This window comes from Micromonospora sp. SH-82 (assembly GCF_051132485.1).
In the GTDB taxonomy this organism is placed as follows: Bacteria; Actinomycetota; Actinomycetes; order Mycobacteriales; family Micromonosporaceae; genus Micromonospora.
Map to the genome: position 1 here is coordinate 4,449,252 of NZ_CP148049.1, position 15,985 is coordinate 4,465,236.

The following is a 15,985-nucleotide window of genomic DNA, read 5'->3' on the forward strand; positions in this document are numbered from 1 at the left end:
GGGTCAGTTCCGGTCGGTGCGCTGCCGACGGAACCGGTCGACGAGTCGCCGCCAGTAGAGCTTGCCGGCGACCACCACCCCGGCCGCCCCGCCGACCACCGCCTGCACGATCAGGCTGCCGGAACCCGCATCCAGGTAGGCCAGGTCGATCACCGTCCGCTCCCTCCTGCCGTCGCGCCGATCCGACGCCGCCCCTGCGCCGACGTGCACGATCTGCCCCGTCAACGACCTTTCATCTCTTTAGTACGTTACGCGACGGTTTGCTCGCTCGGGGCGACACCGGTGGACTCCCTCGACCGGGTTGTCCGTTTTGTTCAAGACCGACGACCGGAACTCGCCTAGCGTCGTCGACATGACACCGCGACTCGACATGATCGGCATCGTGGCCACCGACATGGCCCGCACCCTCGACTTCTACCGCCGCCTCGGCCTGGAGATCCCGCCCGGAGCCGAGGACGAACCCCACGTGGAGGTCACCCTCCCCCACGGGCTCCGCCTGGCCTGGGACACCGTGGAGGTCGCCCGGTCGGTCGACCCCAACTGGTCCCCGGTGCGCGGGGGCGGGGCCGCCCTGGCGTTCCGCTACGACACCCCGGCCGAGGTGGACGGCGGGTACGCCGAGATGACCGGTGCCGGGTTCACCGGCCACCGGGAGCCGTGGGACGCCCCGTGGGGGCAGCGGTACGCGGTCCTCCACGACCCGGACGGCACCACTGTCGACCTCTTCGCACCCCTGCCCACCATCGCCTGAGAGACCTCCGGCGGTGGTGGGCACGGGGTCACCTCCCCGGGTGGGGTCACCGGTCCAGCAGCACCCGGGGCGGCACCCCCGCCAGCTCCCGGACGTCCCGACTGAGGTGCGCCTGGTCGGCGTACCCGGCGCTGACCGCCACCTCCGCCAGGGGCGTACCGGTGCGGGCCATCGCCAGCGCCCGCCGCATCCGCAGGATCCGGGCCAGGGTCTTCGGGCCGTAACCGAACAGGCGGTGACACCGCCGGTGCAGCGCCCGCGCGTCGAGGCCGACCCCGGCGGCGGTCGCGGCCACGCTCGTTCCCGCCGCCAGGAGCGCGGCCACCCGCAGCCCGACCGGATCCGGCCCGTCGGGCCGGTCGAGCCGGTCCACGGCGACCGCCTCCAGCGCCCGGGCCACCCGGTCGAGGTCCACCGGGGGACGGACCGACCCCGGCCACCGGCCCGGATCCCCGCCGCCGGACCGGGGTGCGACGTCGACAGCTGACAGGGCCACCCGGTCGGCGGGTCCCGCCCCCCACAGGTCGGCCAACGGCACCCGCCGGTCGCGCAGTTCGTCGGCGGGGACCCCGAGGACCGCCGGTCCGACGCCGGGCGGCAGACGCAGGCCCACCCACCACTGCCCCGGCTCGTCGGGCCCGAGGTGGGCGCGCCGGTCCGGACCGGCCACCAGGAGGCCGGACCGGCTGGACCAGATCAGGTCGAGACAACCGTCGGGAAGGACCCTGACGGTCTCGGCGTCGGCCGGCGACGCCCTGGTCCACAGCACGGCCCCGGCGATCCCACAGCGACGCTCCCGGTACACACCTTCGGAGTCTGCCAGGCGCGGTCCGGGCCACCACCGCGAGGCGGTGCGGCAGCCCCGGACCGCCCTGACAGGCCCGGACCGCTCCGGCAGGCGGAGACCGGTGCGACGCGGCGTCGGCCCGGCTCAGACCCGTTCGTGGTGCATGACCAACCGGAGCACGACGAAACGCAGCACCGTGGCGGCCAGGTTCGCGGTGACGAGGACCGCCAGTTCCACCAGGCGGGGTCCGTCGGTCGACACGGTGTGCAGGACGGCCAGGGAACCGCTGGTCAGGCCCAACCCCAGGGCGAAGGCGAGCAACCCGTGCAGGTGGTGGCGGAGGGTGTGGCGACGACCGGTGATGCCGAAGGTCAACCGCCGGTTCGCCGCCGTGTTCGCCACCGCAGTGACCAGCAACGCCACCAGGTTCGCCCCCTGTGGCCCGAGAACCATCCGACCGCTCAGGTAGAGCAGCAGGTAGGCGAGGGTGCTGGCCACCCCGACACCGGCGAACCGGGCGAGCTGACCGGCCAGCCCGACGGGCACCCGATCCCGGGGCCGACCCAACGGTGACCTGCCGAGCCGGTCGCGCAGCCCGGCCAGGGGCAGCGCCCCGGTGAGCAGTGCCCGCCCCAACCGGGCGATACCCCGCAGGTCCGCCAGGGCGGTCGCGACGATGTCCACCCGGCTGTCCGGATCGTCGACCCAGTCCACCGGCACCTCGTGGATCCGCAGCCCGGTCCGCTGCGCCAGCACCAGCAACTCGGTGTCGAAGAACCATCCGGTGTCCCGGACCAACGGCAGCAGTTCCCCTGCGACATCGGCCCGGATCGCCTTGAAACCGCACTGCGCGTCGGAGAACCGGGCGGCCAGGGTGCCCCGCAGCAGCAGGTTGTAGCCCCGGGAGATGATCTCCCGCTTGGCTCCCCGCACCACCCGGGACGTCGCGGCCAACCGGGTCCCGATGGCCAGGTCGGAGTGGCCGGAGATGAGGGGTGCCACCAACGGCAGGAGGGCGGCCAGGTCGGTGGAGAGGTCGACGTCCATGTAGGCCAGCACCGGTGCCGGTGAGGCCGACCAGGCCGCCTGGAGCGCCCGGCCCCGTCCCTTCGCCGCCAGGTGCAGGACGCAGACCTCGGGCAGGTCGGCGGCGAGGCGGTGCGCCACCGCCAGGGTGCCGTCCACACTGGCGTTGTCGGCCACGGTGATCCGGAACGGGTACGGCAGGTGTCCGGTCAGGTAGGCGTGCAGCCGCCGTACGCAGGGGCCGAGGTCGGCCTCCTCGTTGTGGACCGGGACCACCACGTCGAGGACGGGGGTCGGAGTGTCCGTCCGGGCAACCGGAATCGCCCGCGGCTCTTCGGCGCCGATCATGTCAGCCCTCCCTCGTGCTGGTCAGGTCGTACAGGGTGACGCCGTCGACGGTCTCGGCGGTGAAGCTCGCCGCGACCCACTCGGCGATCTCACCGGAGGCGTCGCTGCCTCCGGTCGCGGTGAAGCCGCCCCCGCCGAGGAAGTAGTGGATCCGCCCCTCGGCCACATACTGCTGAAACAGGGCCAGGGTGGGCGACGGGTCACTGCCGTTGAACCCGCCGACGGCCATCACCGGACGGCCGGTCGCCAGCTGGTAGCCGGAGGCGTTGTTCGATCCGACGGTGGCGGCGATCCAGGTGTAGGAGTCGGCATCGGCGGTCAGCAGGGTACGCAGCTCCTCGCTGGGCTCCCGGGCATCGAGCAGCCCACCGGCGCCACCTCGGGACGGCCCGTCGCCCTGGCCCGGCCCACCGCCCGGAGGTGATCCGTCGCCCTGAGGTGCCCTGTCGCCTCGGGGGCGCCCGACACCTGCGGCCTGGCCGTCGTCGCCGTCGCCGTCGGTCGGCCAGTCGCCGCTGCGGGCGCCGGAAGCGCCGGGGGGCCGCTCACCGATGCCGGGGAAGCCGCCCTCGGGGCCACCACCGGGTCCGAATCCGCCCCGTGTGGACGGTCCGGCGGTGGGGATCGCGCCGGTGTGCGGGTCGGCGGCGGTCTGCAGGGAGTAGGCGGCAGGTCCGGCCAGCGCCACCCCCAGCCCGAGGGCGACGGCCGCCGGAGCGAGCCGACTCGCCAGCCGGTCCACCATCACCAGCAGCGCGACACCGGCCACCCCGGCCGCCACCACTGTGGTCCGCAGCCAGGGGTACCAGTCGGCGGAGCGGCCGAGCAGCACCCAGCACCACCAGGTGGTCACGGCGAGGGTGCAGGCGAGCGTCGGCACGGCCGCCGAGGACCGCCACCCGGGGCCGCCCCGACGACGCCACAGCAGCGCCGCCCCGCTGCCCACCAGGGCGGCGACGGCCGGGGCCAGGGCGACCGTGTAGTACTCGTGGAAGATCCCCGACATGGTGCTGAACACCGCCCCCGTGACCACCAGCCAGCCACCCCACAACAGGAGTCCGGCCCGGCGGCGGTCGGTCCGGCCGGACCGACCCGTCACCACCAGACCGGCGACCAGGAGGATCAGAGCGGCCGGGAGCAGCCAGGAGATCTGGCCGCCGACCTGGCTGTCGAACATGCGCAGCCAGCCGGTACGCCCGCCGAACGGCCCGCCACCGCCGACGCGCCCCTCCTCGTCTCCGGTGAGCCGGCCGAGACCGTTGTAGCCGAGGGTCAGTTCGAGGATGCTGTTGCGCTGCGACCCGCCGACGTAGGGGCGGGCACTCGCGGGCACCAGCTCCACGGTGGCCACCCACCACCCGGCGGCGACGATCATCGCCACGGCCGCGGCGAGGAGTTGCCGGACCCGGTGCCACAGCCCGGTCGGGGCGGCGAACAGGTACACCCCGGCGAGGGCCGGCACCACCAGCAGCGCCTGCAACATCTTGGTCAGGAAGCCGAATCCGATCAGGACTCCGGCCAGCACGAGCCACCGGGTGGAGGCCGTCTCCACCGCCCGCACCGTGGCGTACGCGGCGGCCACCATCAGGAACACCAGGAGTGCGTCGGGGTTGTTGAACCGGAACATCAGGGTGGCCACCGGGGTCAGCGCCAGGACCACCCCGGCCGTCAGTCCCGCTCCGGTGCCGTACCAACGGCGGACGGTGAGGTACAGGACGGCCACCGAGGCGACGCCGAGCAACGCCTGCGGAACGAGGACGGCCCAACTGTCGAGCCCGAACACCCGTACCGACAGGGCCGTCAACCACAGTGCCGCCGGGGTCTTGTCGACGGTGATCGAATTCGCCGCGTCCGACGAGCCGTAGAAGAACGCCTTCCAGCTCTGCGAGCCGGCCTGTGCCGCCGCCGAGTAGTAGGAGTTGGCCCACCCGGAGGCGCTCAACTCCCAGAGGTAGAGCACGGCGGTGCCGACCAGGAGGGCGATCAGCGCCGGGCGCTCCCATCGGGGTCGGACCGACGGGGGGTCGGTGTCTCGCGCCGCCGCGACGGGCGACGGCCCGGACGCGACCGTGGGGGTCTCGGTCTGGTTCATGCGACGAGCCTTCGGGTTCCAGCTTGCCGGAGCCGGTGGGCGGGCTATGCGTCGGCTGTGGACCCGGGAAGGCGTACCCAGAACTCGGTGTGCCCGGGTCGGCTGGTCACCGCGACGGTGCCGTGGTGGGCCTCCACCACGGCCGCGACGATCGCCAGGCCCAGGCCGGTGCTGCCGTGGGCGCGCGACCGGGAGCTGTCGCCCCGGGCGAACCGTTCGAAGACCTCGGGCTGCAACGGGTCGGGGATGCCGGGGCCGTCGTCGGTGACGCTGACCCACACCCCGTCCGGTTCACGGCCCAGCCGGGTGGTGACCGTCGTACCGGCCGCAGTGTGCACCCGGGCGTTGGCCAGCAGGTTGGCGAACACCTGGTGGAGCCGGGCGGCGTCACCGGGGGCGACCACCGCCTCGTCGGGCAGGTCGAGCTGCCACCGGTGGTCGGGACCTGCGACGTGGGCGTCGCTCACCGCGTCGACGACCAGGGCACTGAGGTCGACCGGGGCGACGGCCAGCGGTCGGCCGGAGTCGAGCCTGGCCAGCAGCAGGAGGTCGTCGACGAGGCTGGTCATCCGGGCGGTCTCCGACTCGACCCGGCGCAGGGCGTGCGCCACGTCGGGTGGCACCTCGGCCCGGCCCCGTCGGGTCACCTCGGCGTACCCCCGGATCGCCGCGAGGGGGGTCCGCAGCTCGTGGCTGGCGTCGGCGACGAACTGGCGGACCCTGGTCTCGCTGGCCTGCCGGGCGGCGAGCGCGGCGGCGACGTGCCCGAGCATCCGGTTGAGCGCCGCCCCGACCTGCCCCACCTCGGTCCGGGGATCGGTGTCGCCCGGCGGTACCCGCACCGACAGCACGACCTCGCCCCGGTCCAGGGGCAGTTCGGTGACCCGTCCGGCGGTCGCCGCCACCCGGCGCAGGGGACGCAGGGTGGCCCGGACGATGAGCGCACCGGCGGTCCCGGCGACCAGCAGCCCGGCGGTGACCAGCCCGGCCTGGGCGACGACCATCCACCAGAGGGTCTCCTGCACCCCGGCCAGGGGCAGCCCGAAGACGCGGACCTGACCGTCGGTCATCTGCCGGGCCACCACCCGGTAGTCGCCGAGGTCGCCGAGGGACCGGGTCCGGGGACTCCCGTCGGTGGGCAGGTCGGCCAGGGCGGCCAGCTCCGTCACCGGGACCGGCTCCTCGGCCCGGCCGGTGGTGAGGGTCTGGGCGGCCTGCACCCGGCCGTCCTGCACCCGGGCGACGATCGTCCCGGGTGGGAATCCGGGCGGGATGGCCAGCCGGTCCCACCGCCAGTTCGGTTGCGGCGACTCCCGGCCCTCCGGCCACCGCCCCTCCGGGCGGAGCTGGTCGTCGACGTCGGCGACCAGGACGTGCCGCAGCGCCACCGTGCCGACGCCGCCGATCCCGATGCTGACCACGGCCAGGAGCATGACCACGGTGGCCACCAGCCGGGTCCGCAGGGACCACCCGGCCGACCACCGTCGCACCCGCCGACCGGGAGACGACGGTCCGCGTACCGGTTCAGTCGGCGGGCTTGAGGACATATCCGGCACCCCGCAGGGTGTGGATCATGGGCTTGCGGCCCGCGTCGATCTTCTTACGCAGGTACGAGATGTACAGCTCGACGACGTTCGCCTGGCCGCCGAAGTCGTAGTTCCACACCCGGTCGAGGATCTGCGCCTTGCTCAGCACCCGGCGCGGGTTGCGCATCAGGTACCGCAGCAGCTCGAACTCGGTGGCGGTCAGGGTGACCAGCTGCCCGTCCCGGCGCACCTCGTGGCTGTCCTCGTCGAGGGCCAGGTCACCCACGACCAGCACGGCGTCGGGTCGGGTGGCCACCGCCAGTCCCGAGCGGCGCAGCAGCGCCCGGAGCCGGGCGATCACCTCCTCCAGGCTGAACGGCTTGGTGACGTAGTCGTCGCCGCCGACGGTGAGCCCGGCGATCCGCTCCTCCACCGCTTCGCGGGCGGTCAGGAAGAGCACCGGCACGGTCGGGGTCTGCTCGCGCAGCCGCCGCAGCACCTGGAAACCGTCGAGGTCGGGCAGCATCACGTCGAGGACCACCACGTCCGGCTCGAACTGGCGGGAGGTGGTCAGGGCCGACATCCCGTTGCCTGCCGTACGGACCTGCCAACCCTCGTACCGCAGGGCCATCGAGAGGAGGTCGGTCAGGGTGGGCTCGTCGTCGACGACGAGCACCCGCACCGGGGTCCCGTCGGGGCGGCTCAACTCGATCCGGCCCTGCTCGACCTGCCAGTTCATGACCATGCCCCCATCGTGGGTGGGCTCGCTGTGGGGTCCCTCTGCCGTTCCTGTGTACCAGCTGTGCGCGCCTACGGGCGGGCGTTACGCCGTACCGTCGGGTGTGGCGACGGGCGGGCCGACCTCGGTGTGCCGACCTGCGGCGGTTTGCCCAGCTGAAGGCTCGGGTACCGGCACCCCTGGTACCGCGTCCGACCCCCGACGCGGTGACGAGAGGCGAAGGAGTACGTCGATGAGGACGCTGGACGGCCGGTACCGGCTCGAACAGCGCATCGGCATCGGTGGCATGTCGGAGGTGTGGCGAGCCCACGACACGGTGCTGGAGCGGCCGGTGGCGGTGAAGCTGATGTCACCCGGCGCCGAGGACGAGGACGTGACGGTGACGCAGATCCGGGCCGAGGCGAGGTCGGCGGCCCGGCTGGTGCACCCGAACGTGGCCAGCGTGCACGACTTCGGGACCGCCGCCGCGTCGGCCGGTCGGCCGACCCCGTACATCGTGATGGAGTTGGCCGAGGGCGAGACGCTCGCCGCGCACCTGCGGGCCGGGCCGCTGGACTGGCGGATCGCGGTCCGGGTCGGCGCGGAGGTCTGCGCCGCCCTGGCCGCCGCGCACGCCCACGGCATCGTGCACCGGGACGTCAAACCGGCGAACGTCATGCTCACCCCCGCCGGGGTGAAGGTGCTCGACTTCGGCATCGCCACGTCGGTGGGGACCCCGGACACCACCCCGGACGGCGTGGTGGTGGGCACTCCGGCGTACCTCGCGCCGGAGCAGTTCGACCGCCGACCGGTGACCCCCGCCGCCGACATGTACGCCGTCGGGGTGCTCCTGTACTACTGCCTCACCGGAGGGCTGCCGTACGTCGCCGACACCGCCACGCAGCTGGTCGGCGAGCGGCGCAGCCATCCGCCGGAGCCGCTGCCGGACATCCCGGGCCTGCCGGCGGAGGTGGCCGACCTGTGCCGGCTCTGCCTGGCCGAGGAGCCGACCGACCGGCCGACCAGCCTGATGGCCGCGCTGCTGCTGGCCGAGGCGGTCGACGCCCGGGTGTACGTGCCGATGTTGCAGGCCCGGCCGCCGGTGCAGCGGATCTCGCCGTGGACCGAGCGGGCGGCTGCCGAGGTGACCCAGGCCGCCGTGCTCACCGAGCCACCGCGTCCCGCCTGACCCGGGCGGGCCCCCCGGTGACCGTCGTGCGGCACGGCGTTTCGCCCGGGGGCGGGCGGGTAGCCGCTGCGGTGAGTGACGGGAGGAACGCGATGCCGGATCCTAGTTCCTGGTTGCACGCCGCGACGGCGACCGCCGCGGGTGGGCACGTACGCACCGACGACGGGGAGCTGTCCACGGCGCTGGCGTCTCCGCTGGCGCCGCACTGCACCGGTCTGACCCCGGAGCAGCTGCTCGCCGCGGCCTTCGCCTCCTGCCTGCACCACGCCGCCGTGGAGGCGGCCGGGGAGATCACCGACGAGGCGCACACCGTTCAGGTACGCGCCGAGGCGCGGCTGGGCCGCGACGACGACGGTAGGTACCGGGCCGACGTGCACGCCTCTATCTCCTCCACCGGGTTGACCCCGGCGCAGTTGACCGAGTTGGTGGAGCACGCCGACCGGCTGTGGCCGTTCTCCAGCGACGACGCCGGTCGGCACCGGCTCACCGTCACCCGGGCGGACAGCCCGAACCGCTGACCCACGGCGGACAGCCCCGCCGACCCCGCCGGTCGGTGCACCACACCCTCGCCGACCCGGCCGTACGGTGGAGGTTGCCTCGACCGTACGGCGGCATCGGCCAGCCGGATGGCGGAGCCCGACCGGGATGGTGGCGGGTCGGGGGGCAGCCGGCGAAATGCCAGCCCACCACCGACAGGACTGACTTTTACGACATGCCCGATAGACGCTCTACGCCCATGTTTGCCACCTGACCGGATCGCCTGGGGCCAAGATCGGCCCAAAGTGTGGGCCATCCCACCAATCAGGGCGATGCCATCGGTGGCTCACTTTTCTAGCCTCGTCGGGTGCATTCCGATGATCCCTTCGAGCAGAAGCCGACCGAGGCGTCGCCCACCGACCATCCGGTCGACGCCCCCTCCCCCGAAAGGACCACCGGCCGTCATCGTCGGCGCAGCGGCACCCGCCGCCGCCCCGGGCTGCTCGCCTCGGCCCCGGCCCGCGTCGCCATCGCCACCGGCGTCTGCTGCTGCCTCGGCGTGGCCGCCTTCGCCGGCATCAACGCCGGCACCGACCGTCCGACCGAGCCGGTCCGCGAGGCCCTCCTCGAACGCGACACCGAAGCCGACCAGCGGGCCTCCCGGGCTCTGGACCGCCTGACCAGCCCCTCCCCCGACACCAGCGCCACCGCATCGCCGAGCCCGTCCGCCTCGCCGACGCCGAAGACGTCGAAGAGCGCCACCGCCAAGCCGACCCCGAAGAAGTCGACGCGTCCGCCCCGGCCCCGACCGGTCGCCGGGCTCACCCAGACCCAGATGGACAACGCCAAGGTGATCGTCGACGTCGGGGCCGACATGAAGATGCCCCGCCGGGCCATGGTGGTCGCGCTCGCCACCGCCATGCAGGAGAGCAACCTGTACAACCTGGCCAGCGACGTCATCCCCGAGTCGCACCAGTACTCCGACCAGGGCAGCGGCTCCGACCACGACTCGGTCGGGCTGTTCCAGCAGCGCCCGAGCAGCGGCTGGGGCACCGTCCGGGACCTGATGCGTCCGGCGCACTCCGCCCAGCTGTTCTACGAGGCGCTGCGCAAGATCCCGGCCTGGGAGCAGATGAGCGTCACCGCCGCCGCCCAGGCCGTGCAGATCTCGGCCTTCCCCGACAAGTACGCCCAGCACGAGCAGCGGGCCACGACAGTGGTCTCCGCCCTGCTCTGAGGTCGGCGCCGCCGGTCGGCAGGTCGGCGCCGTCGGTCCGGCGAACCGTCCGGGCCTGAGGTCAGCGCCGCCGGTCCGGTGAGTCGGTGCCGCCGCCGGCGGTCCGGCTGCTCGGCACCCCGCCGGCGGCGGTCGGGGTGTCGACCGGCACCGGCTCGACGGTCAGGTCACCGAGGAGTTCGTCGACCCGGTCCTGGCGTCGCCGACGGGTCTGGAGGGCCGCCTCGCACTCGCGGCGGGCCGCGAGCGCCTGCGCGTAGGCCTCCTCCCGGACCCGGCGGGCCTCCTCCCGGGCGGCGTCGAGCTCACCCCTGGCCTGCGCGAGCAGTTCGGTCACCTGCCCCCGGGCGTCGGCGGTGGACTCCGGTACGGCCCCGGGCAGAGCCGAGTCGGTCAGGCCGCGTAGCCGGTCCGCCTCCTGACGGACCTCCTCCCAGAGGCGGCCCGGCGCGGCGGAACCGTCCACCCGCGCCGCCAACCGGGTCAGGCCGACCCCGAGTTCACGCAGGCAGGAGTCCACCTGCCACTGGTCGTAGCCGTTCACAACGACGGAGAATCCCATGCTGTCGCCCCCCAGGCAGCTGACATCTCTTCCCCCACCTGACGATCCTGGTCGGTGCCGGGGACCGGCGAGGCGGTTCGGGAGAAATGTTCAGCATCCGCGAGGGCAGGAAGACCTGTCGACGGTGACCGGACGGGAGAACCGGGGCGGAACCGGCCGTCAGGCGCGCTTGGGGAGCACCACGACGCGGCCGAAGAACTCGTCGATGCGGCGTACCACGTCGTTGAAGTCGTCCAGGTCGATCGGCTTCGTCACGTACGCGTTCGCCTGCAGCGTGTAGCTGCCCACGATGTCGGTGTCGGCGTTGGAGGTGGTGAGCACGACGATCGGGATGGTCCGCAGGTCCTCGTCCTGTTTGACCTCGCCGAGCACCTGCCGCCCGTCCATCCGGGGCATGTTCAGGTCGAGCAGGATGACGTCGGGGCGGGTCGCGGTCGTGTGCCGTCCCTCCCGACGGAGGAACTCCATCGCCTCCTGACCGTCACTGACCACGTTGATGATCTTGTCGACGTCGGAGTCGGCGAGCGCTTCCTCGATCATGAGGACGTCACCGGGGTCGTCGTCCACCACCAGGATCCGCACCGGGCTCGGATGGCCTACACCCATGACTACCTGCCTCAACTTGGTGGAAACGGGACCCCACGGTCACCTGCTGGCGGGGAAATCTAACCCATCACGGCACGGAGCGCGACGGCGGGTCCACCGGTTCCGGCGCCGCCGTCGGACCGGCCGGTGCCGTCGACGAACCGCCCCCCGGCGGCTCCGGCTCGTAGCGCAGCAGGTCCCAGAGACCCGTCACCTGCAGGACCCGCTCGACCCGCCCGGTCGCCCCGGTCACCCGCAGCCAACCACCGTCGGCGGCGGCCCGGTTGTCACCCCGTACGAAGGCCGCGATACCCGTGGAGTCACAGAAGACCAGGTCGGTGAGGTCGACCACCAGACGTCGCCGCCCCCGGGCGGCGACGTCGTCGAGCACGGCGTCGAGTTGTGGAACAGTGCTCAGATCGAGCTCACCGGTGAGTCTCAGGCGCACACCGTCGGTGAGCCAGGGGTCGTACGTGACGGTGAACGTCAACGTGGTCCCTTTCGCTCCGCCACAAGCTGATCCTTGCAGTGGAGCAAGTATACGCAGAGCAGCCCGGCCGGCCCCTCAACGCCCGGCGACGCTCACCGATCCGGCCACCCGGTCCCGCGCCGCCGCCAGGAATCCCGCCGCCCGAGGGAAGTCCCGCAGCTGCCGCCCGAAGTAGCCGAGGCTCAGCCCCACCGCTGACGACGGCACCCCCCGGCTGCTCAGGATCGACGTCATCCAGTCCACGAACTCGTCGAACAGCGACCCGTCGTCGACGTACACCGCAGCGGCCAGGAAGTCCAGGAGGTAGCCGAGGTCGCTGACGGTGGAGTCCAACTCCGTCGGACCGTAGTCCCGGGTCTGCGGCGCCCGCTCGTACAGGTCGGCCAACGCACCGTCGATCAGCTCACCGCGCCGCTTGGTCAAACTCACGTACTCGTCGTCGGCGAGGTGCGACAGTCGGGCCGCCGGCACCCGCCGCAGCGCCGACTCGTCGGCGACCAGGGCGGCGGCCGACGGCGCGTCACCCGCCCAGGCCACCCCCAGGGTGCGCGCCCACCGGCCGTCCGAGCCGAACCCCCGGCCACCCACCAGCACGGGTACGTCGGAGCGCCGACACGCCTCGATCATGCGGTGCGCATACGGCAGCCGCATCGGCAGGGCGCACCCCAGGGCGACCGCGTGCGCGTCGTGCCGGTGCAGATAGGAGACCAGGTGCGCGGCGGGGACACTGGCCCCGAGGAAGGTGACCTGCCAGCCGCGCAGCCGCAGCACCTCGGCGACCAGCCGGGACGGCAGCGAGTGCCACTCTCCGTCCATGCAGGCCACCACGATCCGCTCCCCGGTGGGGCGGGAGTCGGCGTGCGCCGCCACGGCGGCGACCACCCGCTCGCTGACGTGGGTGGCGGCGTGCTCCTGGGCGACGCTCCACTCGTTACGCGCCCACCGCTCCCCCACCTCGGCCTGCGCCGGTGCCACCAACTCCAACAGCACCCGCTCGGCGGACACCCCGTCGGCCAGCAGGGCCAGGGCGACGTCGACGGCGCCGTACTCGTCGGCCTCCGCCAGAGCGTCCAGGTAGCCGGGGAAGGCAGCCGAGGGGCTGGTCCCGGTCGACGAGGCGGTCACCCGGCCGACTCCCCCGACCCGGGGCCGCCCCGAGCCGTCGGGACCGCGTGCAGGTGCCGCGTCGGACGCGGTGTGCGCCCGACCGCCCGCAACGCCAGGACGGCGATGTCGTCGTGGTCACCGTGGGCCAACCAGTCGCAGGTCACCTGCTCGATCCGCTCGGCCAGGGCCGCGGCCGGCATCCGGTGGCAACCGGTGACCGCGGTGAGCAGCCGGTCCGCGCCGAACTGCTCGTCACCGCGTCGCCCGCCCCGGGCCTCGGTCACCCCGTCGCTGTAGAGCAGGCAGGTCTCGCCCGGCTCCAGCCGTACCGTCACCTCTCCGACGCGCGGGTCCGGGACCACCCCGATCAGCATCCCGTTGAGGGGGACGACCTCCACCTCGCCGGAGTCCCGCAACACCAGGGGCGGCAGGTGGCCGCCACCGGCCAGGGTGAGGGTCAGCCCGCCGTCGCGCTGGGGGCGGACCACCCCGACGACCATCGTGGCGAAGCGGCCCTGGCCGTGCGCCTGGGTCGTCTCCAGCAGGGCACCGTTGAGCAGCCGCAGCAACCGGCCGGGCTGCGACTCCACCCGGTGCAGGGCCTGGAGGCACTGGCGGAGCTGACCGGTGAAGACGGCCGCCTCCACGCCCTTGCCCGAGACGTCACCGAGGAAGAAGACCGACCCGCCGTCGGTGAGCCGGTGCGAGCCGTAGAAGTCCCCGCCGATGCGCAGCCCCGCCTGGGCGGGCCGGTACGCGGTGCCCCACTGCACCCCGGCGCACTCGACCGGCTCCACCGGGACCAGACTGGCCTGCAACGTGTCGGCGACCTCGGCCTGGTCGCGGTAGAGGACCGCTGTCGTCAGCGCGGCCCCCGCCCGGGCGGCGAAGGCCCGGATCAGCTCGACGTCGTCCTCGTCGTACCAGCGGGTGGAGCGTCGGGCGACCAGGAGCACCCCGACGGGCTCCTCCCGACCCGGCAACGGCACCACCCGGGCGCAGGCCTGGTCGGCCGGGAGGCCGGGCAGCCACCCCGCCGCGACCGCCTGCTCGACGAGCCAGTCCACGGCGTGCGGCTCGACCCCCGACAGCCCCTCCTGGATCGCCGGAGGAAGATCGGTGCTGGTCAGGACGCCGCTGTCGACCGTCGGCGTCTCGTCCTCGGCACGGGAGGCCCGCCACCAGCGGGACCGACCGGAGCGGGGGGCGAGCACCAGCACCGCAGCCTCACCCAGTGTCGGTACGGCGAGGCGGACCACCGCCGCCGCAGCGCGGTCCGGGTGCAGCGGGTTGCCGAGCTTCTCCCCCACCACGGCGAGGAATCCGGAGCGGGCCCGCTCGGCGAGCAGCGCGTCGGCTCGGGTGACACTCTCGGTGACGTCCTCGACGTACCAGCAGGACCGGCCGGCGGAGAGCGCCACCCGGCGTACCCGCAGTCGTCGGTCGTGGTGCGAGAACTCGCCACCGGGGGCGTCGTCACCGAGGGCCGGGAGGCCGACCATGGCCGGCAGGGCACCGAGGGTGATCTCGGGCAGCAGTCGTCGCGCGACCGGACTGAGGTGGGTGACCAGACCGGCGGCGTCGCAGACGACGAACCCCTCACGGAAGTGTTCGACGACCTCCGACCAGTCGGGCGGGGCGTGGTGGTCCCGGTCCGGGGCCAACGGCGCCAGTGCCGACCGGGACGCGGCGTCGACGGTCCGCGCCGCACGCCGTCCGGCGCTCGGTGCGGAGATCCGTCCGTCGCCGGGGTCCCAGTCCCTGACGTCGGCAGCATCCACCAGCTAGGCCCCACTCCTTCATCGGTGTCGCGCGCACCGCCCGGTGCGGTGCGTATGATCCAATCTCTCCGTCCCACCCTACGCCGGTATGCCGGTACCGCCACCTCGCACGGACCGCCGCCCCAGCCGTACCCTGCGGCCTGCGGGCGGGATTGTTACGATCGGTGGCAAGCGAGCCCCCGCGGAAAGGCACGAGCGTTGGTACCTCATGGGAGGAAGCCGGAGACGACTCCGTTGAGTCTCTCCGTCGACCACACCGATCCGGATGCGCCTGTCATCCGCATCGGGGGCGACCTCGCCTACGCCACCGCCAGGCCGTTACGGGTCGAGGTCGAGCGGATGCTCGCCACCCACCCGTCCACCATCGTCCTCGACTTCGCCGATCTGCTCTTCATCGACAGCACCGGGCTCTCCGTGATCGTGCACGCGTGGCGGGAGGGACAGCCCGCCGGGACCGCCATCGTCCTGCAGTCGACCCCACGCTTCCTGGACACCATCCTCGACATGACCGGGGTCACCGGTCTGCTCGCCCGCCCGTTGCTCGGCCGTCCGACAGGTGACGCCGACCGGACGCAACCCCCCGCCGCCATCGCCTAGGCGCCCCCCTCGGGGTGCCCGGTCAGCAGGTGGCTGGAAGACTGGAGCCATGCCGTCTCGACTGTTGTCCATCGAGGTGACCCGGCCGCAGGCCGGTCACGTCCGGCTGCGGTTGACCGGCGAACTCGACTTCGACACCGCACCGGAGCTCATCGCCGCCGCCGCGCAGCTGCGCCGGGACGGATACGAGCAGTTCGAAGTCGACCTCAACGGGGTCACCCTGTGTGACTCCTCCGGGCTCAGCGCCTTCGTCGTGATCCACCGCAGCGGCACCGGGCCGATCCGGTTGACCGGGGTGAGTCGGCAGCTTCAGCAGCTCCTCGACCGCACCGGCCTGGCGGAACTCCTCGCGGTCGACCCGGGGACCGCCACCGTCGACGGGAGCCAGGCCGCCGGCTGACCGGTCAGGTGGTGGTGGCGGGTCGCCGCCGGAACCCGGCCAGGGTCGACGGGGGCTCCGCGTCCTCCGGCGTCCCGGTGTCCACCGCGTGGAACAGGTAGCGGACGAACTCCACCTCCGCGTCCAGGTCGTCAGCACCCGGCCACTGCCCGGCGCAGTCCACCCCGATCACCTCCCGCCCGCTGCCGTCCGCCTCCTCGACCAGTGCCCACAGGCTGATCGGGTAGCAGCGGGTGCCCCCTGCGGTGCGCCACCGCGCGTACCACCCGGGACGGGACGGCACGATCTCGACGATCTGCCTCATGACGACCT

Annotated in this window: 18 protein-coding genes; 6 read left to right on the forward strand and 12 right to left on the reverse strand. The window is 73.3% G+C overall.

All coding sequences use genetic code 11. The features are described from left to right. Nucleotides 1-3 precede the first annotated feature (3 nt). Nucleotides 4-225: a hypothetical protein gene (locus WHN02_RS19790; RefSeq protein WP_434744127.1), complete on the reverse strand. Its 222-nt coding sequence runs from the start codon at nucleotides 223-225 to the stop codon at nucleotides 4-6. 127 nt (nucleotides 226-352) lie between these two features. On the opposite strand from WHN02_RS19790, the gene WHN02_RS19795 reads away from it, so the two are divergent. Beyond that, nucleotides 353-751: a VOC family protein gene (locus tag WHN02_RS19795; RefSeq protein WP_434740194.1), complete on the forward strand. Its 399-nt coding sequence runs from the start codon at nucleotides 353-355 to the stop codon at nucleotides 749-751. Between the two features lie 46 nt (nucleotides 752-797). Here the strand turns inward: WHN02_RS19795 and WHN02_RS19800 are convergent, their stop codons facing one another. The 5 genes from WHN02_RS19800 to WHN02_RS19820 all read right to left on the reverse strand — a co-directional run bounded on the left by WHN02_RS19800 (nucleotide 798) and on the right by WHN02_RS19820 (nucleotide 7,275). After that, on the reverse strand, nucleotides 798-1,520 hold the full coding sequence (locus tag WHN02_RS19800) for a helix-turn-helix domain-containing protein (protein ID WP_434740195.1): 723 nt from the start codon (nucleotides 1,518-1,520) through the stop codon (nucleotides 798-800). 162 nt (nucleotides 1,521-1,682) lie between these two features. Beyond that, nucleotides 1,683-2,912 carry a glycosyltransferase gene (locus WHN02_RS19805; RefSeq protein ID WP_434740196.1) on the reverse strand — a complete coding sequence of 410 codons (1,230 nt, stop codon included), beginning with the start codon at nucleotides 2,910-2,912 and terminating at the stop codon, nucleotides 1,683-1,685. A gap of 1 nt (nucleotide 2,913) precedes the next feature. Next, nucleotides 2,914-5,004 (reverse strand): ArnT family glycosyltransferase, encoded by a 2,091-nt coding sequence (locus tag WHN02_RS19810; RefSeq protein WP_434740197.1) that lies wholly within the window; start codon nucleotides 5,002-5,004, stop codon nucleotides 2,914-2,916. Nucleotides 5,005-5,048: 44 nt separating this feature from the next. Next, the gene (locus tag WHN02_RS19815) at nucleotides 5,049-6,551 is read right to left on the reverse strand and encodes a HAMP domain-containing sensor histidine kinase (RefSeq protein WP_434740198.1); all 1,503 of its coding nucleotides are present in this window, start codon (nucleotides 6,549-6,551) and stop codon (nucleotides 5,049-5,051) included. Continuing rightward, on the reverse strand, nucleotides 6,529-7,275 hold the full coding sequence (locus WHN02_RS19820) for a response regulator transcription factor (RefSeq protein ID WP_434740199.1): 747 nt from the start codon (nucleotides 7,273-7,275) through the stop codon (nucleotides 6,529-6,531). The genes WHN02_RS19815 and WHN02_RS19820 overlap by 23 nt, the downstream gene beginning before the upstream one ends. Nucleotides 7,276-7,501: 226 nt before the next feature. Between WHN02_RS19820 and WHN02_RS19825 the strand changes: the two genes are divergently transcribed. The 3 genes from WHN02_RS19825 to WHN02_RS19835 all read left to right on the forward strand — a co-directional run bounded on the left by WHN02_RS19825 (nucleotide 7,502) and on the right by WHN02_RS19835 (nucleotide 10,151). Next, complete coding sequence (locus WHN02_RS19825; RefSeq protein ID WP_434740200.1) at nucleotides 7,502-8,437, forward strand: serine/threonine-protein kinase; 936 nt, start codon at nucleotides 7,502-7,504, stop codon at nucleotides 8,435-8,437. Between the two features lie 92 nt (nucleotides 8,438-8,529). Continuing rightward, nucleotides 8,530-8,955, forward strand: coding sequence for an OsmC family protein (locus WHN02_RS19830; protein ID WP_434740201.1), 426 nt, complete (start codon nucleotides 8,530-8,532; stop codon nucleotides 8,953-8,955). 326 nt (nucleotides 8,956-9,281) lie between these two features. Further along, nucleotides 9,282-10,151 (forward strand): hypothetical protein, encoded by an 870-nt coding sequence (locus WHN02_RS19835; RefSeq protein WP_434740202.1) that lies wholly within the window; start codon nucleotides 9,282-9,284, stop codon nucleotides 10,149-10,151. Between the two features lie 61 nt (nucleotides 10,152-10,212). On the opposite strand, the gene WHN02_RS19840 is transcribed toward WHN02_RS19835, so the two are convergent. From WHN02_RS19840 to WHN02_RS19860, 5 genes are all read right to left on the reverse strand, one after another. Then, on the reverse strand, nucleotides 10,213-10,713 hold the full coding sequence (locus WHN02_RS19840) for an ATPase (RefSeq protein ID WP_434740203.1): 501 nt from the start codon (nucleotides 10,711-10,713) through the stop codon (nucleotides 10,213-10,215). A 159-nt stretch (nucleotides 10,714-10,872) separates the two neighbouring features. After that, on the reverse strand, nucleotides 10,873-11,319 hold the full coding sequence (locus WHN02_RS19845) for a response regulator (RefSeq protein WP_434740204.1): 447 nt from the start codon (nucleotides 11,317-11,319) through the stop codon (nucleotides 10,873-10,875). A gap of 67 nt (nucleotides 11,320-11,386) precedes the next feature. Continuing rightward, nucleotides 11,387-11,788, reverse strand: a complete 402-nt coding sequence (locus tag WHN02_RS19850) for an STAS domain-containing protein (protein WP_434740205.1) — start codon at nucleotides 11,786-11,788, stop codon at nucleotides 11,387-11,389. Between the two features lie 75 nt (nucleotides 11,789-11,863). Beyond that, entirely contained in the window at nucleotides 11,864-12,913 is a 1,050-nt protein-coding gene (locus WHN02_RS19855; protein WP_434740206.1) for a cobalamin B12-binding domain-containing protein, read from the reverse strand. Next, nucleotides 12,910-14,676 carry a PP2C family protein-serine/threonine phosphatase gene (locus WHN02_RS19860; RefSeq protein WP_434740207.1) on the reverse strand — a complete coding sequence of 589 codons (1,767 nt, stop codon included), beginning with the start codon at nucleotides 14,674-14,676 and terminating at the stop codon, nucleotides 12,910-12,912. The genes WHN02_RS19855 and WHN02_RS19860 overlap by 4 nt, the downstream gene beginning before the upstream one ends. Before the next feature lie 234 nt (nucleotides 14,677-14,910). Between WHN02_RS19860 and WHN02_RS19865 the strand changes: the two genes are divergently transcribed. Then, nucleotides 14,911-15,273, forward strand: a complete 363-nt coding sequence (locus tag WHN02_RS19865) for an STAS domain-containing protein (protein WP_434740208.1) — start codon at nucleotides 14,911-14,913, stop codon at nucleotides 15,271-15,273. Between the two features lie 49 nt (nucleotides 15,274-15,322). Then, a complete protein-coding gene (locus WHN02_RS19870; protein ID WP_434740209.1) occupies nucleotides 15,323-15,673 on the forward strand; it encodes an STAS domain-containing protein in 351 nt (116 codons plus the stop codon). Between the two features lie 4 nt (nucleotides 15,674-15,677). On the opposite strand, the gene WHN02_RS19875 is transcribed toward WHN02_RS19870, so the two are convergent. Further along, nucleotides 15,678-15,977: a hypothetical protein gene (locus WHN02_RS19875; RefSeq protein WP_434740210.1), complete on the reverse strand. Its 300-nt coding sequence runs from the start codon at nucleotides 15,975-15,977 to the stop codon at nucleotides 15,678-15,680. Nucleotides 15,978-15,985: the final 8 nt, after the last annotated feature.